19 protein-coding genes and 1 pseudogene are annotated in these 19,876 nt (G+C 72.2%); 10 read left to right on the top strand and 10 right to left on the bottom strand.

The features are described from left to right. Positions 1 to 18 precede the first annotated feature (18 nt). Positions 19 to 393, bottom strand: coding sequence for a hypothetical protein (locus ACFVWU_RS36060; protein ID WP_387628781.1), 375 nt, complete (start codon positions 391 to 393; stop codon positions 19 to 21). 193 nt (positions 394 to 586) lie between these two features. Next, positions 587 to 2,569 (bottom strand): heavy metal translocating P-type ATPase, encoded by a 1,983-nt coding sequence (locus ACFVWU_RS36065; protein WP_387628783.1) that lies wholly within the window; start codon positions 2,567 to 2,569, stop codon positions 587 to 589. Between the two features lie 98 nt (positions 2,570 to 2,667). Here ACFVWU_RS36065 and ACFVWU_RS36070 point away from each other — a divergent pair, with 98 nt between their 5' ends. Next, positions 2,668 to 3,033, top strand: coding sequence for an ArsR/SmtB family transcription factor (locus tag ACFVWU_RS36070; protein ID WP_387628785.1), 366 nt, complete (start codon positions 2,668 to 2,670; stop codon positions 3,031 to 3,033). Between the two features lie 280 nt (positions 3,034 to 3,313). On the opposite strand, the gene ACFVWU_RS36075 is transcribed toward ACFVWU_RS36070, so the two are convergent. Next, positions 3,314 to 3,478, bottom strand: coding sequence for a hypothetical protein (locus ACFVWU_RS36075; RefSeq protein WP_387628787.1), 165 nt, complete (start codon positions 3,476 to 3,478; stop codon positions 3,314 to 3,316). On the opposite strand from ACFVWU_RS36075, the gene ACFVWU_RS36080 reads away from it, so the two are divergent. From ACFVWU_RS36080 to ACFVWU_RS36090, 3 genes and pseudogenes are all read left to right on the top strand, one after another. After that, entirely contained in the window at positions 3,477 to 3,842 is a 366-nt protein-coding gene (locus ACFVWU_RS36080; RefSeq protein ID WP_387628789.1) for a hypothetical protein, read from the top strand. The genes ACFVWU_RS36075 and ACFVWU_RS36080 overlap by 2 nt on opposite strands. A 108-nt stretch (positions 3,843 to 3,950) precedes the next feature. Then, positions 3,951 to 4,235 (top strand): annotated as a pseudogene (locus ACFVWU_RS36085) (ArsR/SmtB family transcription factor); the annotation flags it as partial. A 385-nt stretch (positions 4,236 to 4,620) separates the two neighbouring features. After that, the gene (locus tag ACFVWU_RS36090; RefSeq protein WP_387628792.1) at positions 4,621 to 7,191 is read left to right on the top strand and encodes a right-handed parallel beta-helix repeat-containing protein; all 2,571 of its coding nucleotides are present in this window, start codon (positions 4,621 to 4,623) and stop codon (positions 7,189 to 7,191) included. 220 nt (positions 7,192 to 7,411) lie between these two features. On the opposite strand, the gene ACFVWU_RS36095 is transcribed toward ACFVWU_RS36090, so the two are convergent. Next, the gene (locus ACFVWU_RS36095; protein WP_387628794.1) at positions 7,412 to 8,323 is read right to left on the bottom strand and encodes a S41 family peptidase; all 912 of its coding nucleotides are present in this window, start codon (positions 8,321 to 8,323) and stop codon (positions 7,412 to 7,414) included. A 57-nt stretch (positions 8,324 to 8,380) separates the two neighbouring features. Between ACFVWU_RS36095 and ACFVWU_RS36100 the strand changes: the two genes are divergently transcribed. Together ACFVWU_RS36100 and ACFVWU_RS36105 are read left to right on the top strand one after the other, a co-directional pair. Further along, positions 8,381 to 8,887 carry an ArsR/SmtB family transcription factor gene (locus ACFVWU_RS36100; protein WP_387628795.1) on the top strand — a complete coding sequence of 169 codons (507 nt, stop codon included), beginning with the start codon at positions 8,381 to 8,383 and terminating at the stop codon, positions 8,885 to 8,887. 309 nt (positions 8,888 to 9,196) lie between these two features. Then, on the top strand, positions 9,197 to 10,084 hold the full coding sequence (locus tag ACFVWU_RS36105) for a LysR family transcriptional regulator (RefSeq protein ID WP_387628798.1): 888 nt from the start codon (positions 9,197 to 9,199) through the stop codon (positions 10,082 to 10,084). A gap of 49 nt (positions 10,085 to 10,133) precedes the next feature. Here ACFVWU_RS36105 and ACFVWU_RS36110 read toward each other — a convergent pair whose 3' ends face one another. The 3 genes from ACFVWU_RS36110 to ACFVWU_RS36120 all read right to left on the bottom strand — a co-directional run bounded on the left by ACFVWU_RS36110 (position 10,134) and on the right by ACFVWU_RS36120 (position 12,279). Next, positions 10,134 to 10,922: an SDR family oxidoreductase gene (locus tag ACFVWU_RS36110; RefSeq protein ID WP_387628800.1), complete on the bottom strand. Its 789-nt coding sequence runs from the start codon at positions 10,920 to 10,922 to the stop codon at positions 10,134 to 10,136. Positions 10,923 to 11,009: 87 nt separating this feature from the next. Continuing rightward, positions 11,010 to 11,585 carry a TetR/AcrR family transcriptional regulator gene (locus ACFVWU_RS36115; protein WP_387628803.1) on the bottom strand — a complete coding sequence of 192 codons (576 nt, stop codon included), beginning with the start codon at positions 11,583 to 11,585 and terminating at the stop codon, positions 11,010 to 11,012. Between the two features lie 100 nt (positions 11,586 to 11,685). Further along, positions 11,686 to 12,279, bottom strand: a complete 594-nt coding sequence (locus ACFVWU_RS36120; protein WP_387628805.1) for a TetR family transcriptional regulator — start codon at positions 12,277 to 12,279, stop codon at positions 11,686 to 11,688. A 123-nt stretch (positions 12,280 to 12,402) separates the two neighbouring features. Here ACFVWU_RS36120 and ACFVWU_RS36125 point away from each other — a divergent pair, with 123 nt between their 5' ends. Beyond that, positions 12,403 to 12,669, top strand: coding sequence for a hypothetical protein (locus ACFVWU_RS36125; protein WP_387628807.1), 267 nt, complete (start codon positions 12,403 to 12,405; stop codon positions 12,667 to 12,669). A 298-nt stretch (positions 12,670 to 12,967) separates the two neighbouring features. Here the strand turns inward: ACFVWU_RS36125 and ACFVWU_RS36130 are convergent, their stop codons facing one another. After that, a complete protein-coding gene (locus ACFVWU_RS36130; RefSeq protein ID WP_387628810.1) occupies positions 12,968 to 15,520 on the bottom strand; it encodes an ABC transporter permease in 2,553 nt (850 codons plus the stop codon). 6 nt (positions 15,521 to 15,526) lie between these two features. Continuing rightward, complete coding sequence (locus ACFVWU_RS36135; RefSeq protein WP_387628831.1) at positions 15,527 to 16,261, bottom strand: ABC transporter ATP-binding protein; 735 nt, start codon at positions 16,259 to 16,261, stop codon at positions 15,527 to 15,529. Between the two features lie 217 nt (positions 16,262 to 16,478). Here ACFVWU_RS36135 and ACFVWU_RS36140 point away from each other — a divergent pair, with 217 nt between their 5' ends. The 3 genes from ACFVWU_RS36140 (at position 16,479) to ACFVWU_RS36150 (ending at position 18,688) form a co-directional block, all read left to right on the top strand. Further along, a complete protein-coding gene (locus ACFVWU_RS36140) occupies positions 16,479 to 16,874 on the top strand; it encodes a BlaI/MecI/CopY family transcriptional regulator (RefSeq protein ID WP_387628811.1) in 396 nt (131 codons plus the stop codon). 8 nt (positions 16,875 to 16,882) lie between these two features. Next, a complete protein-coding gene (locus ACFVWU_RS36145) occupies positions 16,883 to 17,839 on the top strand; it encodes a M56 family metallopeptidase (RefSeq protein ID WP_387628814.1) in 957 nt (318 codons plus the stop codon). Between the two features lie 240 nt (positions 17,840 to 18,079). Further along, positions 18,080 to 18,688: a DNA-binding response regulator gene (locus ACFVWU_RS36150; RefSeq protein WP_387628816.1), complete on the top strand. Its 609-nt coding sequence runs from the start codon at positions 18,080 to 18,082 to the stop codon at positions 18,686 to 18,688. A 9-nt stretch (positions 18,689 to 18,697) separates the two neighbouring features. Here ACFVWU_RS36150 and ACFVWU_RS36155 read toward each other — a convergent pair whose 3' ends face one another. Then, a complete protein-coding gene (locus ACFVWU_RS36155; RefSeq protein ID WP_387628833.1) occupies positions 18,698 to 19,765 on the bottom strand; it encodes a sensor histidine kinase in 1,068 nt (355 codons plus the stop codon). Between the last annotated feature and the right edge of the window lie 111 nt (positions 19,766 to 19,876).

Raw genomic sequence — 19,876 nt, forward strand, 5'->3', positions numbered from 1 at the left:
ACTTCCCACTCCGCGCCCTCACAGCGCGGTGAGGACGTCCTGGTGCACCCCGTCGAGGACGAAGCCGTTGTCCAACCGGACGCGGACCGTCACCCGGTTTCCCCGCTCCCGGTGCGCGGCCCACTCCGGTTCCAGCGCGGCGATCTCCGCCTCCAGGCGCTCCCGGCTCGCCACCGGCATGGTGTGCCCGTAGTCCTCGAACAGCGCTTTGAGCCGCTGGTACTCGCGGACCTCCTCGCTCTCCGGGAGCTCCCCGTCCACCCGCTCGACAGTGCCCTCGATCCCCGCTCCCAGCGAGAGGAACCCGACGACGGCCCCGGCCGCCCCGGCGACGGCCTCACCGATCCCGAGGTCCTCCGTCAACCTGACGCGTCGTCCTTCCTCCAGGGTCATCCGTCCTCTGCCTCTCCTTCGATCGGTGCCGCGGGCGCAGCCGGCCGGCGGCCCGGCCATTATCCCGGTGCGACGCCGGCGGACCTCCTCCGACCTGGGCGTTGGATGCCGCAGCAGCAGCCCCGACAGACCGTGACCGTGCAGCGGGCCGCCGCCCCCTTCCCGGGGACGGCGGCCTTCCGGTTGCGACGACTCACCGGCCGCCCTCGGACCGGGCCCGGGTCCACGCCGCCTCGCGCAGCAGCCGTAGGCCGTTGAGGCCGACGATGACGGTCGAGCCCTCGTGGCCGAGCACGCCCAGCGGCAGCGGGAGGGTGGCGACGAGGTCCCAGACCACCAGGGCGGTGATGAACACCGAGGCGATCACCAGGTTCTGCACCACGAAGGAGCGGGCCCGCAGGGAGAGGGCCACCACGGCCGGGACGGTGGCGAGTTCGTCGCGCACGATGACGGCGTCGGCGGTCTCCAGCGCCAGGTCGGAGCCGGCCCGGCCCATCGCGATGCCGGTGTGGGCGGCGGCCAGGGCGGGCGCGTCGTTGACGCCGTCACCGATGACCAGTACCCGGCGACCGTCCGCCTCCTGCTCCTTGACGGCGGCGACCTTGCCCTGCGGCAGCAGTCCGGCCCGGACCTCCCCGATGCCGACCTCGGCGGCCACGGCCGCGGCGGCGCGCGGGTTGTCTCCGGTGAGCAGCACGGGCGTACGGCCGGTGAGGCCGGTGAGCGCGGCCACCGTCGCGGCGGCGTCGGGGCGCAGCCGGTCGGCGATCCCGAGCACGCCGACCGGGTCGCCGTCCGCCTCCACCAGGACGGCGGTGCGGCCGCGCTCCTCCAGCTCGGCGGCGGTCTCCGCGGCGGCGCCCTCGCGCCCGCCGAGAACCCGCTCCGGCGCGCCGACCGCGACCACCCGGCCGTCGATCGTGGCGCTCACCCCGACACCGGGGACGGAGTTGAAGTCCTCCGCCACGGCCAGGGCGAGCCCGCGGGCCCGGGCGGCCTCGACGACGGCGCGGGCGAGCGGGTGCTCGCTGGGGTGCTCGGCGGCCGCGGCCAGGGCGAGCAGCTCGTCCTCGGTGAGGCCGGAGCCGGGCAGCGGGCGGGTGTCCGTGACGCGGGGGGCGCCCTCGGTCAGGGTGCCGGTCTTGTCCAGGGCGACGGCGTCGACCTGGCCGAGCCGTTCCATCACCACGGCGGACTTGACCAGCACACCGTGCCGTCCGGCGTTGGCGATGGCGGACAGCAGCGGCGGCATGGTCGCGAGCACCACCGCGCACGGCGAGGCGACGATCATGAAGGTCATCGCCCGCAGCAGCGAGCCGGTGAAGGCCGCGCCGAAGGCCAGCGGGACGGCGAAGACGGCCAGGGTCGCGACGACCATGCCGATCGAGTAGCGCTGCTCGACCTTCTCGATGAACAGCTGCGTCGGTGCCTTGGTCTCGGAGGCCTCCTCGACCATGGCGACGATCCGGGCGATCACCGAGTCCGAGGCGTCCCGCTCGACCTTCACCCGCAGAGCGCCGGTGCCGTTCAGGGTGCCGGCGAAGACCTCGTCGCCGACCTCCTTGGCGACGGGCAGCGGCTCGCCGGTGATGGTGGCCTGGTCGACCTCGCTCGCGCCGTCCAGCACCCGGCCGTCGGCGCCGATCCGCTCGCCGGGCCGGATCAGGATCGTGTCACCGACGGTCAACTCCTCGGTCGGGACGCTCTCCTCGGTGCCGTCGTCCAGCAGCCGGGTCGCGGTGGGCGGCGCGAGGTCCAGCAGTCCGCGCACCGAGTCGGCGGTACGGGCGGTGGCCAGGGCCTCCAGCGCGCCGGAGGTGGCGAAGATGACGATCAGCAGCGCGCCGTCCATGACCTGGCCGACGGCGGCCGCGCCGAGCGCGGCGACGATCATCAGCAGGTCGACGTCGAGGGTCTTCTCCTTCAGCGCCTGGAGTCCGGCCCAGGCCGGCTCCCAGCCGCCGGTCGCGTACGCGAGGGCGTACAGCGGGCCCCACGCCCAGGCGGGCGCGCCGGTCAGTTGCAGCGGCAGCGCGATCAGGAACAGCACCGTCGCCACGGCGGCCCAGCGGGCCTCGGGCAGCGACAGCACCCGGGTGCGCCGTCTGGGGGCGGTGTCGGGGCGCGGTGGTGCGGCCGGCGGCGCGGGGCGCTCGGTCAGCGCGGAGGAGGGCATGGCAAGCGGGACCCTTCAGGGCAGGGTGGGCCAACGACCCATCCAGCATACATGAACATATGAACGCTTCTTCATGCATGAGTTGTAGTATTGCCTGCATGGGTCATGGAGCCGCCCCCGCCACCGCCGTCCCGCACACGCGCCTGGACGCCACCAGCGCCGCCCGGGTGGCCACCACCCTGCAGGCCCTGGCCACCCCGTCCCGGCTGCTGATCCTCTCCCGGCTGCGCGAGGGGCCCTGCGCCGCCACCGAACTGGCCACCGAGGTCGGCATGGAGCAGTCCGCCTGCTCCCACCAGCTGCGACTGCTGCGCAACCTCGGCCTGGTGGTCGGGCAGCGACAGGGGCGCCAGGTCGTCTACGCGCTCTACGACAACCACGTGGCCGCCCTGCTCGACCAGGCCGTCTACCACATCGAGCACCTGCGCCTCGGCCTCACCGACGAGCCCGACACCCTGGCGTAGCACCCGACGAGCCCGCCCCACGGAGGCCGCACCCAGGGCCCCACACGCCAACGCCGTAACTGTGAGTAATCGTTCAGATAGACATCTGCCTGGCCATGGGCAGAGAATGTCGTTAGGGCACATACCTTCCCGATACCGACTGCTGCCACCCAGGAACGAGCTGCCAACAAGTTCGACCCGCTTGCGACATGGCGGTCCTCCCGCCAGCCGGCCTCCGGGTCGCCGGCAGCACACGACAGCCTCAGACGGCGGAACATGACCTCCCGCCAGTTGAGGGGTCTCATGCGTCGACGCGCCTCGAAAAGGGCGCGGCGGTCACCGCCCCGAGCCGCCGACGACCAGCACTGGGCGAAATCGTGCGCAACTGACGATCGGTCGAGATCTGACGACGGGCCTGCCCAATCAACACGCGCACCACAAACAACACCCGAAGGAGAACCACCATGTCCAAGATCATGCAGCCCCAATCCGCCATCGCCCAACGGGAGGCCGTCTCGCTCGTGGCGCGCACCGTCCAAGGCAGCGCCGTCCAGGGAAAGGCGAGCCCGATCCTGGAGGCCGTCCTCACCAACGTGTTCGGCGAGGGGATCGGAGGACAGGACATCCACTTCTTCCTCACGGGCACGCACGCGGACCTGGGTAGCGTCTCCACCAACCCCGAGGGTGTCGCGCGTTTCGACGTCGGCTCGCACATCTCCGACATCCAGTCGATGCTCTCTGGCGCGTTTAACGGTTACACCGCCGAATACGGGGGCAGCCGCAACTACCGAAGCGCCACCGCCCACGGCAACTTCAACGTCACGATCTGACGCAGCCGAGCTCTCAGCCCCACAGCCCGCACGGGGCCGCCGGCCCAACCCGCGGAGCCGACCCGTCAGCTCCGCGGGAACCGCGGGCGAGCTGCAGCTCCGCAAGCCCAGCAGGCCCTGGCCACCCCGCCCCGGCTGCTGATCCTCTCCCGGCTGCGCGAGGGGCCCTGCGCCGCCACCGAACTGGCCACCGAGGTCGGCATGGAGCAGTCCGCCTGCTCCCACCAGCTGCGACTGCTGCGCAACCTCGACCTGGTGGTCGGGCAGCGACAGGGGCGCCAGGTCGTCTACGCGCTCTACGACAACCACGTGGCCGCCCTGCTCGACCAAGCCGTCCACCACATCGAGCACCTGCGCCCCGGCCTCACCGACGAGCCCGACACCCTGGCGTAGCACCCGACGAGCCGGCCCCGGGTACGGCCCGCCGACGCCCCCTGGGCCCCGCTCGGCGCACCCCCCTCCAGTGATCCCCCCTGCCCGACGCGAAGATCATCTCCCCCGCTACTCTGTGCGCGCGGTGTGCCGGTCTGCCAGAATCCCGCGGCATACCTACGGAGTGGGCTGCCCGCTGACCACCGGTCAGCCCCCTCACGTGCGGGTCGTTCGCGCTGCGCCGTCGCGCGAGAAGCACCGCGCCGGCGGCCTGCCCGCCGGCCCGGCAGCGCTCGGGGCTGACGCAGCCGCTCGATCTCGGGCAGGCCGGCGGACGCCGCCGCCTTCCCCGGGCACCGGGCCCGCGTGGCCCGGCTGCTCGCTCGACTCTTCACTGGGGGACTTCTTGCGCACCAAGCGCCTCGCCGCGATCGCCGCTCTCGCCCTGTCCGTCACCGGCGTCCTGCCGCTGGCCGGTACGGCACAGGCGACGGTCACGGACCTGTACGTCAACAACAGATCCAATGCCGGCTGTTCGGATACCGCGCCCGGCGCGGGCAGCCAGGCGGTGCCGTTCTGCACCGTCTCGGCCGCCGCCGACGTCGTGCAGGCCGGCCAGACCGTGCACGTCACCAGCAACATCTACAAGGAGAGCGTCCACCTGACCCACTCGGGGACGCCCGGCGCGCCGATCACCTTCACCGGCCCGGCACACCCCGACGACGCCACCTGGCTGCCCAATCTCCTGGCTTCGGACCATGTCTTCGACCTCGATCACGTCCACGACGTCGTGGTCGAGCACATGGGCGGTCAGAGCGCCCAGGAAGGTGTGGTGACGACGGGTTCGAACCACGTCACGCTCGACAGCCTGACGCTGACCTCCACCGGCGCGCTCGGCAACGCCACCACCCCTGCTCTGCACATCACCGGCGGGAGCAGCGCGGTCACCGTCAGCCGAACCACCATCAACGCCCCGCACGGCGAGGGACTCGTGGTCGACCCCGGCACCTCCGGCGCCGTGATCACGACCAACGACATCAGCGACACCTACGGCCACGGCATCCTGGTCACCGACGCACCGGGCACCGTGATCACCGGCAACACCACCCACAACGACTGCGGGCCCGGCATCGAGCTGGCCGGCAACTCCTCCGGCGCCACGGTCGAGAACAACGTCCTGGCCGAGAACGACAACTCCACCGGCCCGTGGGGTCCGTGCCCGGCGAACACCGCGCACGCGGACCTGGTGGTCTCCGCCGCCTCCGCGACCGGCACCACCGCGGACTACAACCTGATCACCACCGCCACCCAGCACCCCTACACCTGGGCCGGCCAGCAGTACACCGATGTCCCCTCCTTCCAGCAGGGCTCCGGTCAGGGCGCGCACGACCTGTCGACCGACGTCGCGAAGCTGAACAAGGAGGGCTCCCCCGCGATCGACTCCGCCGACGCCAACGCACCCGGCGAACTGCCCACGGACATCGACGGCAACCCCCGGGTCGACGACCCGCTGGTGGCCAACACCGGTGCCGGCGCGGCCTCCTACGACCGGGGCGCCCGCGAGTACCAGGGTGACACCGTCGCCTCCGACCTCACCGTCGCACAGACCGCGCTGCAGGCCGGTCAGCCCGACACCCCCCTGCACGTGACCGCCACCTCGACCGGGGTGGTGAGCGCCTGGCCGGTCGCGAAGAACACCATCGACTTCGGCGACGGCACCGTGGTCGACACCGTGCTCGGCGCAACGGGCAACCCGCACGACTACGCCGCCCCGGGCACCTACACGGTGACCGACACCGTCACCAACACCTCGGGCGGCACCGGCAGCACCAGCAGGACCGTCACGGTGGGCAGCGACTTCTCGCCGCTCGCTCCCGCGCGCATCCTGGACACCCGCTCCGGGATCGGCGCCCCGGCCCAGCAGGTCGGCCCCGGCGGCGTGCTGAAGTTCCAGGTCACCGGTCACGGCGGCGTGCCCACCGACGGCAAGGTCACCGCGGTCCTGCTCAACCTCACCGCCACCGGCGCGACGGCCGCCACCCACATCACCGCCTTCCCGGGCGGTCAGGTGCCGACCGCCTCCAACCTCAACGCCACCCCCGGCCTGGACGTCGGCAACGCCGTCGTCGTCCCCGTCGCCGCCGACGGCACCGTCTCGCTCTACAACCACGCGGGCGACGTCGACCTGATCGCCGACGTCCAGGGCTTCTACTCCACCGCGCCCCAGGGCACCGCGCTGCGCCTGGACCGTCAGGCCACCCCCGTGCGTGCGCTCGACACCCGCGACAGCTCCTACGGCATCGGCGAGGTCGGCCCCGGCCAGAGCATCCGGGTCCAGGTCCGCGGCACCAACCTGCTCCCCGCCGACACCCAGTACGCCGTGCTGAACCTGACGGCCACCGAGGGCACGGCGAACAGCTACATCACCGCCGCCCCGAACGGAAACCCGCCCACCACCTCGAACCTCAACTTCACCGCGGGCCAGACCGTCGCCAACCAGGTCACCGCCCCGATCAACGCCGACGGCACCGTCACGCTCTACAACCACACCGGCGACGTCCACCTGATCGTCGACATCCAGGGCGGCTACCGCACCGCCGGCGGCGCCTCGCTCGTGACCACCGCCCCCACCCGCGTCCTGGACACGCGCGACGGCACCGGTGGCATCAACGGCAAGATCGGCCCCAGCTCCGCCTATTCGGTCAAGGTCGCGGGCGTCGCGGGCATCCCCCGGGGTGCCAAGGCGGTCCTGATCAACCTCACCGCCACCGACCCGACCGCCGACAGCTGGATCGCGGCCGGCAACCTCGCCGGCGCCGACCCCACCCCGTCCTTCTCGAACCTCGACATGACCGCCGGGGCCACCGTGCCCAACCTCGCCCTGGTTCCCGTGGACCCGTGGAACGGCACCATTTTCCTCTACAACCACGCCGGCTGGACCAACCTCGTCGCCGACGTCCAGGGCTACACCATGTGACCGCCCCATCCCGCCGGGGGCACCACTCGTGCCCCCGGCTCCTGAACGGCGGTCAGCTGTCCGCCGTAGCCCACCGCACCCGCCGATCTGCTGACGCCGCGTCGGCAACGCGCCGCGGCCCGGCCGAGCCGCCCGCCCGGAGGCCGCCACCGTCGTCCAGGCCGCACTCCCCAGCGCGGGCACCTTCGTCCGGTCCGCCCGCTGATCCGAAGGAAGAGACTCAGGTCAGGCGCGCCACGGCCAGGGACAGCGCGTGGTCGAGCGCCGCCTCGGCGTCGCACGGCACATCGGGCCGGACGCCGGTGCCCTCCCAGTTGGTGCCCGAGACCGGGTTGACCGCGCGGGCGACGGGCACGCTGAGCTCCAGGTTCGGGTGCACCGTCCAGCCCTCGCGCGGGTGCGCGCCGCCCCGGGTGGCCTCCCCGACGACCTCGGCGCGCCCGAGCTGCTGCAGGTCGTAGGCGAGCTCCTCGCCCGCGGAGAAGGTGTTTCCGCTCGTCAGCACGTAGAGCGGCTTGCTGCCGCCGAAGCGGGCACCCGGGACGAACGGGGGCGTCCAGGACTGCTCGGCCACCTCCCCCTGCCGCGAGAGCATGGTGTTGAGGTGTGTGCGGCCGTCGAGCAGGTAGCCGCAGATGAAGGCGACCGTGTTCGGATCGCCACCGGTGTTGCGGCGCAGGTCCAGGATGAGGGCGCGGGCGGGGGCCACCAGTGAGAGCGCCGCGGCCAGCGGCTGTGCCGCCCAGTCCAGCGGGAACATCTTGGGTGCGATCTCCAGGACCGCGACGCCACCGTCGAGGAGCTCCACGCGGGGAACACCGCCCAGGGAGGCGTCGAACTCCCTCCGCATCGCGGCGAGTACCGCCGCGCCCTGCTCACGCGGCACCGGCACCGCGTGGTACTTGAGGGCCAGGTGCAGGTCGCCGTTGACGGACCGCAGATCGGCGGTGATCGCTTCGGCCAACTCCTCGGCGGATTCGGCCCGGTAGGCGCCCTCGGCACTCCGGCGCCGAAGCAGGGCCGCCAGTTGCCGGGCGGCATCGGGGAAGACGTAGTTCTCGCAGACCAGGTCGGTGATCGACTCGACGACGGCGGCAGCGTCCAACGCAGGTGACGATGTGGTGGAAGTCATGGGAGGGAGTAGACCAGCGGCTTGCCAAAGCGTCAACCGTACTTAACGCTTGATCTGGTGAGCCACCAACCAGACGAGGACGTCCAGCGGATCAGCACGCCTCTGCAGCACACCGCACTCGCCCACCCCCTGCGCCAGCGCCTGTTGTTCGCCCTGAGCAGCCGGCCGTCGACGATCAGTCGGCTCGCCGCGCAGCTGGGAGTGAACAAGGGCAGCGTCTCCCACCACCTCAGGGTGCTGTGCGAGGCGGGGCTGGTCCAGGACGCGGGAACGCGACGGGTGCGCGGCGGCACCGAGAAGTACTACCAGCGGACCGCCGAGCGACTGCTCGTCGCCGAACCGCAGGCCGAGGGCACGGCCGCGCTGCTCGGCGCCGTCGCCCAGGAGTTGACCCGCTCACCCGCCGACCACCTCCTGACGCTGCGCCACCTCCGGCTCACCCCCGCCAAGGCGGCGCGGCTCGCCGAGGCGCTGGCCGCACTGGTCGACGAGACGGAGGAGGATCCGGAGGGCGAGCCGGTGCACGGCCTGCTGGTGACGCTCTATCAGCAGGCCGGGGCGTAGGTTCGGCCCGCTGACGATCGTGTCGCGGGACCTCGACGCCGCCCTGGCCGAAGGGCTGCCAAGCCTGTGGGGACGGGCCGGCGCCGGCCTTCGACCGCACGGCGCACGAGTCCTTCGTCGACGCAGGAGCCGCCGGGGAGTTCGGCTTCGGGCTTCTCCGCGACATCGGACCGGGGGCGGACGCCGGTTCCCCTGTGCCCGGCGTTCGCCCCCGGTACCGATGGCCTGCGGCAACCCGTCATACTCTGGATTCGATCACCACGATGCACAAGTGAATGTCTCTGGACCGCTCCTCGTAGCATCACTTAGATGTTGAACCTCGAACGCTTGCGTGTCCTCCACGCGGTGGCGATGACCGGATCCGTCGTGGGTGCCGCACGGCTCCTGCACGTCACCACCTCGGCGGTCTCGCAACAGATGGCACGGCTCGAGCAGGAGACCGGCGCCCATCTCACCGAGCGTCAAGGTCGCGGCATCCGCCTCACCGAGGCCGGCGCCTTACTCGCCGATCAGGCCGAGGAGTTACTCGCGCAGGCGGAGCGCGTCATGGCGGCGATGGCGCAGCACCGTGGGGTGGTGAGCGGCCACCTCACGATCGCGGCCTTCCCGACCGCCGCACGCGGGCTGCTCCCCCCGGCGCTGCGGGCCCTGCGGTCGCGGCACCCGGATCTGACGGCCTCGGCGCGGGAGCAGGAACCGTACGAGGCCATCCCGGCGGTGCGGCGCGGGCTGCTCGACCTTGCGGTCGTCGAGGACTGGATCGATGATCCGCTCGCCCTGCCCCAGGGGTTGGACCACCGCGCCCTCCTCGACGACACCTACGACATCGCCCTGCCATCGGACCACCGGCTCGCCGACCGTCCGACGCTGAGGCTGGATGATCTCGGCGACGAGGACTGGATCACCTCGAGCGTCGGGCAGCTGTGCCACGAACGGCTGGCGCGCGGCGTCAAGAAGCTCCGCATCGCCCACACCGCCTCGGAACACCCGACGCAGATCGCGCTGGTCGCGGCCGGACTGGGCATCGCGATCATCCCGCACCTGGGACGGGAGGCGACATCCGCTCCGGTGCGGTTCGTGCCACTGGTGGACGCCCCGCGCCGCCGCGTCTTCGCCATCTGGCGATCCACCTCGGCCGCGCGCCCCTCGATCGGCGCCGCGGTGGACGCCCTGCTCGAAGCCTGTCCGCCCGCCTGACAGGGGCTGATCCCTCAGCCGACTACGCCGAGTGGCCGCCGCAGCCCTGTCAGACGGTCTTGAGGGTGCCGCCGTCGATGACGTGGTCGGCGCCGTGGATGTTGGCGGCACGGTCGGAGAGCAGGAAGGCGACCAGGTCCGCGACCTCCTCGGGTGCGGTGAAGCGCCCCGAGGCGATGCCGAACTGTCCGGGCAGACCCGCGAGCAGGTCTCCGTGGCTCACCCCGGACGCGGCGGCCACCTTGCCGCCGAATCCGTCCGGGTCGGTCCACAGCGGACTGGCCGTGGGGCCCGGGGAGACGGTGTTCACGCGGACACCGCGCGGCGCCAGCTCCTCGCTGAGCCGCTTCCCGAACTGGTTCAGCGCGGCCTTGGCCTCCGCGTAGCCGACCGGCGCGCCGGTGGGCATGCGGGCGTTGATCGAGGAGATGTTCACGATCGCGCCCTTGCGGTCCAGGATGCTCGGCAGCGCCGCCTTGGTGGCCCATACCGCGCTGAACAGGTTGAGGTCGAACATCCTCTGCCACTGCTCGTCGTCGACGTCCAGGAACCCGTCGAGGGACAGATTCTCCGGGTCGCCCGCGCCGACGTTGTTGACGAGGAAGTCGATCCCGCCGACCGCGGCGAGCGCCTGATCGACGATCGACCGCGCCCCGTCGCGGGTGCTCAGGTCGACGGGCACGGCCGCGGCGGCGACCTTCTCCAGCTCGGGGGTGACGGTCCGGGCGGCACCCACCACCCGCACACCCTCCGCGGCCAGGGTCTGCGCGATCGCGAAGCCGATGCCGCGGCTCGCGCCGGTGACCAGCGCGGTCTTTCCGCTGATGCCGAGGTCCATGCTCTCTCTCCTCCTTGAATGACGGATTCTTGAACTGAAGGTCTAAAATGAGGGCACAAAAAACGCCGCCTCGCGAGGCGCCGCACCTCAGAGGCTCACCAAAGCCGTGTCGATGATCCGGTACAGGACCGACCGGTCGAACGTCTTGGCCATGACCCGCAGCCCCGCCAGGGTGGTCTGGAGGAACAGCGCCTGCGTCCTGGCGTCGACGCCCCGGTCGACGTCACCGTCCCGCTTCCCCTGCTCGATGCGGGCCGCGAACAGCTCGATCATGCGCTCCTCGATGCGATGCACCTTGCGAGTGGCATCCTCGTCCCGCCCGCCGAGCTCCTCGACCGTGTTCTGCGCCAGGCACCCGCGACGGACCGGCCCGTCCAGGTCCATGTCCACGAGCAGCACGAAGTACGCGTGGATGCGCTCCTTGGCGGTGCCCGGCCGCGAGAGGAACTCCTCGGTCACCTCCGAGCCCGTCCGGCCGTAGAGGTCCAACGCCTTGGCGAACAACTCCCGCTTGGAACCGAAGGAGTGGTACAGGCTGCCCTTGGCCACTCCGGTCGCCTCGGCGAGATCGGCGGGGGACGTGCCGGCGTAGCCCTTGGTCCAGAACGTCTCCATCGCCTGCGCGATGACCACGTCCGGTTCAAAGCTCTTCGGCCTGCCCATGCCACTACCGTAGCGATAATTTGACCTGTAGGTCAAATACTCGGATCGCCGACCGTGGAGGTTCCTCGACCCGGGCCGGGCACAGCTGGGAGTGGGTTCGTCAGGCTGCGGGCTTCGTCAGCCGGCGGACCAGCGTGACGACGGCCTCCCGGTCCGTCGCGGCATCGGTCGCGCCGGGCATGAGCAGACGGACCATCTGCGGCAGCGTGAACCACGCGTTCACCAGGCCGATCACCGCGAACATCAGTCGCGCCGGATCCACGCCCTCGGCCAGCTCGCCGGCCCGCTGCGCGGCCGCAAGAGTGGCGACCTTCTCGCCGTAGTGCGCGGTGCGTTCGGGACCGGCCGCCAGCTCCGCGGATGCCGCGCCGCGCTGCAGGCCCTCCCAGGCCAGCAGGCGGGAGAGGTGCGGGTGGGCCGAGTGGTAGTCGAAGACGCGTCCGGCGTAGTCGCCGAGGTCGCGCCCCCGCTCCAGGACGAGCGGGACCGCTTCCGCCAGCTTGCCGAGTTCGGACGTCAGCACTGCGGAGAAGAGCTGCTCCTTGTTGCCGAAGTACTGGTAGATCCGCTCCTTGTTTACGCCCGCCCGGGTGGCCACCCGAGCGATCCGGGCACCGTCCGGGCCGAATTCGGCGAACTCCTCGACCGCGGCGTCGAGGAGGAGTTGCTGCGTGCGTGCGGTGTCCCAGGCCATGGCACAACCATAGCGCGAATCCCCAACCAGATAGTTGGACATCCGGGCAGACCTCTGCCAGAATCTCCAACCGAAGGGTTGGGGATTCTGGCTCCAGCCGATCGCCAAGGGGAGGAACGCGCCATGAGCGTCATGAGCACCGACAGCATCACCGCACCGGCACCCGCGGCCCCGTCCGCGCACCGCCGGGCGCTGCTCACCTGGCTCGCCGTCTACCCGACCATCACCGCCGCCTTCGTCCTGCTCGGCCCCTACCTCGGCCACCTGCCGCTGCCGCTGCGGACGCTGGTGATGACCGCCCTCGTCGTCCCGGTCGTCAGCTATGCGCTGATGCCCCTGCTGCTCAAGGCGGAGACGAAGTTCGCCCGCCGTTACGGCCGCCGGAAGTAGCACGGATCGGCTCTTGAGCTTGCTGATCGCCCTGGCGGGGGGCGGGGCCCGAGGTGAGGGGCGGGGCGCAAGCCGGGCGGCGGGGCGGTCTGACAACCCGGTGCCTACCCGAGGCAACCCGGCGCCCACCCGAGGCCGGCCCCGACAGGCGGTGGCCCGCCCCCCCCCGGCCGGGGCCCCCCCCGGCCGGCAGGGGGGTGGGCTGGGGCCCCACAACCCCCACCCGGCCCCCCACAGCCGCGCCCCCCCCCCCGCGGGGCCCCCCCCCCCCCCCCGGGGCCCCCCCCCGCCGCTGCCGTCAGGAGGTGGCGATGGCCCCCAACACCCGCATCCGGGCCGCCTTCAGCGCGGGCAGCACCGCCGCGGCCAGTCCGGCCACCGCCGCGCCGACCAGCACCGCGAGGATCGTCGTCCACGGGATGCTCAGCGCGGTGATCCCGTACAGCTCCAGCACCTTCTGCCCCGCTACGCCCCAGGCCAGGCCCAACCCCAGCCCCAGCAGCGCGCCGTGCACGGCGATCAGCACCGACTCCAGCCGCACCATCCGGCCGACCTGCCCGCGCGAGGTGCCGATCGCGCGCAGCAGGCCGATCTCCCTCGTACGCTCGATCACCGACAGGGCAAGGGTGTTGACCACCCCGAGCACCGCGATGACGATCGCCAACGCGAGCAGGGCGTAGACCAGGTACAACACGGTGTCGACCTGGCCGGTGATCGACTTCTTGTAGTCGGCCTGGCTCTGCACGGTCACCTGCGGGTACCCCGCGAGCGCCGCGTCCAGACCGGCCTGAACCTTGGAACGGTCAGCCCCAGTCGCAGTGTTGAGGTACAGCGCGAAGTCCTGCGCCTCGGGGGCGAACTTGTCGAGGGTGTCGAGGGAGACCTCCCAGCTGCCACCGTCCTTGCCCGCGCCCGCCGGGGGCTTGCTGATCGCGCCGACGGTCAGCGTGCCCACCCGGCCGTTCAGGAAGTGGAGTTCGACCTGCGAGCCCACCGAGAGGTGGTCGGCGTTGGCGGTGGTCTGGTCGACCATCACCTTGCCCGCCGCCACGTCCGCCGTGGAACCCGCCACGTACTGCGGCTTGACGGCCTGGTCCACGGTCGCGACGTCCACGCCCGACAGCGCCAGCTGGAACCCGTTCAGGTGCGCCACCGCGTACCGCTGCCGGGTGGCGGCCTGCACACCTGGGACGGCCTTGACCCGGTCCGTCACCTCGTGGCCGATCGGCGTGGCACCGTTGCCGGAGAGCACGTAGTCGGCGCCGAAGGTGTTGTCCACGTCCCGGTCCACCGAGGTGGTGAGGGAGGCCGCCAGCACCGCGACCGCGCCGACCAGCGACAGGCTGATCATCAGCGCGCCCGCCGTCGCCCCGGTGCGCCGGGGGTTGCGGACGGCGTTGAGCCGACTCATCCGCCCGACCGTGCCGAAGAGCGACGGGTACGGCGCGCCCAGCCCGTACACGACCACCCGCGACAGCGCCGGGCCGAGCACCACCAGCGCGAGCAGCGAAGCGACGATCCCGCCGCCGAGCAACGCCCCCGCCGTGATGATCGTGGCGTGGTGCGTGGCGGCCCCGTACAGCAGACCCAGCCCCGCCACCAGCAGCACCGCACCCAGCGCCGTCCGCCGGCCGAGCCTCGGCGCGACGGCTACGGCGGCCTCGCGCAGGGCGGCCATCGGGGAGATCCGGGCGGCGCGCCGGGCCGGAAGGTACGCGGCGACCAGCGTCACCAGCACGCCCACCGCGTACGCGGCGACCGGGGTCACCGGGTTGATGACCAGCGCGGTGCCGGACAGGTCGACGCCGAACCGCGAGATCAGCGACTTCAGGCCGGCCGCCAGGCCGATCCCGACCCCGAGGCCGAGCGTGGAACCGATGACGCCGAGCAGCAGCGCCTCGGTCAGCACCGCGCGCAGCACCTGGCCCCGGCCCGCACCCAGCGCCCGCAGCAGGCCCAACTCGCGCGTCCGCTGGGCGACCAGCATTGCGAAGGTGTTGAGGATCAGGAAGATCCCGACCAGCACCGCCAGTCCGGCGAAGCCGAGCAGGGCGAGCGTCACCACGCCGAGGAAGGAGCTGATCTGCTGGGCGGCGGTCTGCGCCTGCTCCTCCTTGGTGGCCACCGAGTAGCCGTCGCCGAGCGCCGCCTTGATCCGCTGCTGGGCGGTGGCGTGGCCGGTGCCGGGCGCGGTGTCGACCGTGACGCCGGTGAACTGGTCGGGCTTGCCGAGCAGTCGCGCCTGGGCGGTGGCCGTGTCGAGGTAGGCCATGGTCACGCCGGGGTTGCCGGTCGTGAAGGTGACGACGCCGACCAGCGTGCCCGGGGTGGAGCCGGACGGGCTGAGGATGTGCAGCGGGTCGCCGAGGTGGATGCCCTTGTGCTGGGCACTGGCCTGGTCGAGGACGATCTCGCCGCTGTGGGTCGGGGCGTGGCCCTGCACCAGGTGGACCTGCGGATCGTCGTACCAGTTCTGGCCGAGCGTCGGGGCTCCCGTCGTCGGGCCGACCGGCTTGTCGTCCTTGTCGACGACGGTGAGGTTCTGCAGGCTCACCTGGCCGTGCGCGGCCCGCACGCCCGGGACGGCGGCGACCTTGGTCACGACGGCGGCGGGCAGGGTCGGGGTCTCGCCGGACAGGCCGCGGTCCTCGACCTCGGGGGTGAACGCCTGCTTCGGCTTGATCGTCACGTCGGCGGCGGTGGAGCCGGCGATGTTCGTGAACGCGACGTTGATGGTGTCGGAGAACACCAGGGTGCCGGAGACGAACGCGACACCGAGCAGGACGGCGAGGGTGGAGAGCGCCATGCGGCCCTTGTGGGCCAGGAAGTTGCGGATGCTTGCCTTGAACACTCCCCGTCAACTCCTGCGCCCGGCGCCATCGAACCGGCGCATCCGGTCCAGTACGGAGTCGGCGGTGGGCCCGGGCAGCTCGTCCACGATCCGGCCGTCGGCGAGGAAGAGGACGCGGTCCGCGTAGGAGGCGGCGACCGGGTCGTGGGTGACCATCACGATGGTCTGGCCCAGGTCGTCCACCGACTGGCGCAGGAAGGAGAGGATCTCGGCGCCGGCCCGGGAGTCGAGGTTGCCGGTGGGCTCGTCGGCGAAGATGATCTCCGGTCGGCTCGCCAGCGCGCGGGCGCACGCGACGCGCTGCTGCTGGCCGCCGGACAGCTCCGTCGGCCGGTGCTTCAGGCGCCCGGACAGGCCGACGGTGTCGATCACCCTGTCCACCCAGGCCTGGTCGGGCTTGCGGCCCGCGATGTCCATGGGCAGCGTGATGTTCTCCAGCGCGGTGAGCGTGGGGAGCAGGTTGAACGCCTGGAAGACGAAGCCGACCTTGTCGCGGCGCAGCTGGGTGAGCTTCTTGTCCTTGAGCCGGGTGATCTCGGTGTCGCCGATGAGGATCCGCCCGGAGGTGGCGGTGTCCAGGCCGGCCAGGCAGTGCATCAGGGTGGACTTGCCGGAGCCGGACGGGCCCATGATCGCCACGAACTCGCCGCGCCGGACGGCGACGTCGACCGCGTCCAGGGCGACCACCCTGGTCTCGCCGGAGCCGTACGCCTTCGTCAGGGCCTCGGCACGGGCCGCCATGGTCATGGGCGGGGCTCCGGCCGCCGTTGCTGTGCTCATGCGCGCCTCTCTCCGGTTCGCTCGCTGCGCTCGCTCACCGCACGTGCTCATGGGTGCGCTGCCCGCCGCTCGCGCGTGGCGCGGGGCGTGGCAGACTCTGGGCAGGCAGAAACTTCTACGATCAGACGTAGAACTTCTACGTGGAATGTAGAAGATAGCGCGGGAGGTGACCAAGTCCGTGGGCGTACACGAACCCACCCCGGCCGAAGGACGCGCCAAAGGCGAGCTGGAAGCCGAGATCCTGGCCGCCCTCCGACACGCCGCCCCCGAGGCGCTCACCCCCGGCGAGGTACTCGAACAGGTCGACGCCCGGCTCGCGTACTCCACCGTCGTCACCGCCCTCACCCGCATGCACGGCAAGGGCCTGCTCAGCCGGGCCAAGCGCGGCCGCGCCTACGCCTACACCGCCGTCTCCGACGAATCCGAGCTCGCCGCCCGCAAGATGAGCCGGATGCTCGACGGACGCAGCGACCGCGAAGCCGTCCTCACCCACTTCATCGACGAACTCTCCGACGACGACGAGGAGTTCCTGCGCCGACTGCTCGGCCCGGGAGCGCTCGGACCCGGAGCTTAGGCGGCCCGATGCGCATCGCCGTCTACCTGCCGCTGCTCCTCCCCCTGCTCGCCGCACTCCTCGCCCGGCCGGTCGGCGAACGGCTGCCGCCCCGGCCGGCCACCTGGCTGCTCACCGTCGGCTCGCTGGTCCTGGCAGCCGCCAGCACCGCGGTGCTCGGCATGCTCACCGTCACCGGGCTGATCCGGATCCCGCTGCTGGCCCGGCTCGCCCACGACCACTGGTCGGCGCCCGCCGCCCAACACCACGACCCGGCCTCCTTCTCGGTGGCCGTACTCGCCGGCGCCCTGCTCACCGTCGCCCTCGCCACAGCAGGGCGGATGCTGTGGCGGCGCGCCCGCACCCTGGCCCGCGCGGCCACCGAGGCGGCCTGCCTGCCGGGGCGTCAGCAGCTGGTCGTGGTCGACGACCCGGCCGCCGAGGCGTACGCGATACCCGGGCGGCCGGGTCGGATCGTGGTCTCCACCGGCATGCTCGCGGCGCTCGACCCGGCCGAGCGAAAAGTCCTGCTCGCCCATGAACGGGCCCACCTCGCCCACCGCCACTACCTGTTCGTCGCCCTCGCCCAACTCGGCGCGGCCGCCAACCCGTTCCTGCGGCCGCTCGCCGACACGGTCACCTTCACCGTGGAACGCTGGGCCGACGAGAGCGCCGCCGCGGCCGTCGGCGACCGCGAACAGGTCGCCCGCACCATCGGCAAGGCCGCCCTCGCCGCCCGCCGCACCCGGGCCCGCACCCGCATCCCGGCCGCCGCCCTCGCCCTCCTCGGCCGACTCCGCCCGCACCCCCTCGGGCCCGTCCCCCGCCGGGTCACCGCCCTCCTCGCCCCCGCCCCTGCCCCCCGCGGCTGGCCCCTCGCCGCCCTCACCGCCCTCGCCCTCACCACCGCCCTCTGCACCGCCGAAGCCGCCCACGACCTGGAGTCCCTGCTCGAACTCGCCAAACACGCCGCCACCCACCCCTGATCCACCGGACGCCTGCGACGAGGCCGAGGCGGGACGGAATGAGGAAAGGCCCCCGAACCGAACGCCCTCCGGCCAGGCCGAGGGGGGAGAGGGCGGGCGAGGAGGGGAACGGCGGGCGCGGGAGCAGCCCGGCGCCGCCGAACTCGCGAGGCGTGTCGGGCGCCCCCGGGCGCCGGTTCCCCTACCATCGGAGGTCCGTCCGGGTGGCACGCCCGGCCGTGGCTCTGGGGGGACTACCGGGTGATACGGATTCTGCTGGCCGAGGACATGCACATGGTCCGAGGCGCGCTCGTGGCGCTGCTGGACCTGGAGGACGACCTCGAAGTGGTCGCGGAGACGGAGCGCGGTGACCTGGTGGTCCCGAAGGCGCTGGAGACCGGTCCGGACGTGGCGATCATCGACATCGACCTGCCGGGCATGGACGGCCTGACCGCCGCGAGCCTGCTGAAGACCAAGCTGCCGCAGTGCCGGACGCTGATCCTGACCAGCCTGGGACGGCCCGGCACGCTGCGCCGGGCGCTGGGGGCGCAGGTGTCCGGCTTCCTGCTGAAGGACGCACCGCCGAAGCAGCTCGCCGAGGCGGTGCGCGGGGTGGCCGCGGGTCAGCGGGTGATCGACCCCCAGTTGTTGCTGGACGCCTTCGACAGCGGCCAGAACCCGCTGACCCTGCGGGAGACCGAGGTGCTGCGGGCCGCCGCCGGCGGGGCCGAGGCGACGGAGATCGCGGCGGCCCTGCACCTGTCGGTCGGGACGGTCCGGAACTACCTGACGACGATCGTGACGAAGCTCAACGCCCGCAACCGGATCGACGCGATCAGGCTGGCCGAGGAATCCGGCTGGCTGCTCTAGCCGCGCCGCTCAAGCCGGGACCTCGGCCACCAGGTGGAACCACCCCCGCCCGTCGGGCCCGGCGCTGAGCCGGCCGCCGACCTTGGCGAGCCGCACCTCCAGGTTGTCCAGCCCGCCACCGTGCCGGTCCGCGTCCCCGAGCGCTGCCCGCTCGGGGACGCCGTCGTTGGAGAGGGTGAGCCGCAGCCGCCCGCCCTCCACACCGCCCCTGACGATGCAGCACTCCGCCTTGCTGTGCCGCAGCAGGTTGGTGACGCCCTCGCGCAGCACGGTGGCGAGCACGGTGTCGGCCTCCCCGGTGGGCTGGATGCTCCCGAGGTCGAACCGGGCCTCGATGTCGGCCGCCGCGAGCACCGACCGCGCCGAGACGGCCTCGCTCTCCAGCGACATGTCCCGGTAGCCACGGGCCACCGCGCGCACGTCGGCCAGGGCCTGCCGGGAGATCTCCAGCACCCCGCCGAGCTCGTCCAGCGCCCGCTCCGGGTTGGCCGTGACCAGTCGGCAGGTCAGCTCGCTCTTCAGGGTGATCGCCGAGAGGCTGTAGCCGAGCAGGTCGTGCAGGTCGCGGGCGAACCGCAGCCGTTCCCGGGTGACGGCCAGTCGGGCCAGCTCCTGCTGGGCCTGCTGCACCTCGATGACGAGTTGGGCGAGCCTGGTCAGGCCGAAGACGATCAGCCCGGTCAGCGCCGTCGCCACGGTGAGGTAGACGGCCTCGGCCGCGCCGATGCCCAGCAGCGCGCCGCTGACCCCGGACAGCACCACCACCGCCCCGAAGGCCGCCCCGGCCCGCTTGCCGCGCAGCAGGAGCAGCACCGAGGAGCCGAGGAAGCCCGCCATCCCGCCCCAGGCGAAGCCGAAGAGCACCAGCGGAACGTACGTCAGCACCGCCTGCGCCAGGAGCGTCCAGCGCCCGTAGCGCTCCCGGACGCGCTGCATCCGGGGTGCGCAATGGACGAACTGGAGCGCCGAGGCGGCGGTGAATGTCAGGCTCGCGGCAACGAATTGACGGTCCGTGGGATGGCTCGTCGCCATGTTCAGAAAGCCGATCAGCACGAAGCCGAGCTGCACGATCACCACAATGGCCAAGGCCAGCCTGGGCGGGGGCGCGTTGAAACCGGTCGGTCTGTTTTCCCTCGTCGGCGGCCCCCCCGCGTCGCCGGATCCGTCCGATCCGTTCCGCACACGCAC

Source organism: Kitasatospora sp. NPDC058190 (genome assembly GCF_042883685.1).
GTDB lineage: Bacteria > Actinomycetota > Actinomycetes > Streptomycetales > Streptomycetaceae > Kitasatospora.

What these genes read in the sequence shown, in the direction of transcription:
- ACFVWU_RS36115 (WP_387628803.1), bottom strand. Translation starts at nt 11,585, where the DNA reads ATGGGCAGGCCGAAGAGCTTTGAACCGGACGTGGTCATCGCGCAGGCG.
- ACFVWU_RS36060 (WP_387628781.1), bottom strand. Translation starts at nt 393, where the DNA reads ATGACCCTGGAGGAAGGACGACGCGTCAGGTTGACGGAGGACCTCGGG.
- ACFVWU_RS36075 (WP_387628787.1), bottom strand. Translation starts at nt 3,478, where the DNA reads ATGGTGGTTCTCCTTCGGGTGTTGTTTGTGGTGCGCGTGTTGATTGGG.
- ACFVWU_RS36120 (WP_387628805.1), bottom strand. Translation starts at nt 12,279, where the DNA reads ATGGCCTGGGACACCGCACGCACGCAGCAACTCCTCCTCGACGCCGCG.
- ACFVWU_RS36080 (WP_387628789.1), top strand. Translation starts at nt 3,477, where the DNA reads ATGTCCAAGATCATGCAGCCCCAATCCGCCATCGCCCAACGGGAGGCC.
- ACFVWU_RS36145 (WP_387628814.1), top strand. Translation starts at nt 16,883, where the DNA reads ATGCGCATCGCCGTCTACCTGCCGCTGCTCCTCCCCCTGCTCGCCGCA.
- ACFVWU_RS36105 (WP_387628798.1), top strand. Translation starts at nt 9,197, where the DNA reads ATGTTGAACCTCGAACGCTTGCGTGTCCTCCACGCGGTGGCGATGACC.
- ACFVWU_RS36135 (WP_387628831.1), bottom strand. Translation starts at nt 16,261, where the DNA reads ATGGCGGCCCGTGCCGAGGCCCTGACGAAGGCGTACGGCTCCGGCGAG.
- ACFVWU_RS36065 (WP_387628783.1), bottom strand. Translation starts at nt 2,569, where the DNA reads ATGCCCTCCTCCGCGCTGACCGAGCGCCCCGCGCCGCCGGCCGCACCA.
- ACFVWU_RS36125 (WP_387628807.1), top strand. Translation starts at nt 12,403, where the DNA reads ATGAGCGTCATGAGCACCGACAGCATCACCGCACCGGCACCCGCGGCC.
- ACFVWU_RS36110 (WP_387628800.1), bottom strand. Translation starts at nt 10,922, where the DNA reads ATGGACCTCGGCATCAGCGGAAAGACCGCGCTGGTCACCGGCGCGAGC.
- ACFVWU_RS36070 (WP_387628785.1), top strand. Translation starts at nt 2,668, where the DNA reads ATGGGTCATGGAGCCGCCCCCGCCACCGCCGTCCCGCACACGCGCCTG.
- ACFVWU_RS36095 (WP_387628794.1), bottom strand. Translation starts at nt 8,323, where the DNA reads ATGACTTCCACCACATCGTCACCTGCGTTGGACGCTGCCGCCGTCGTC.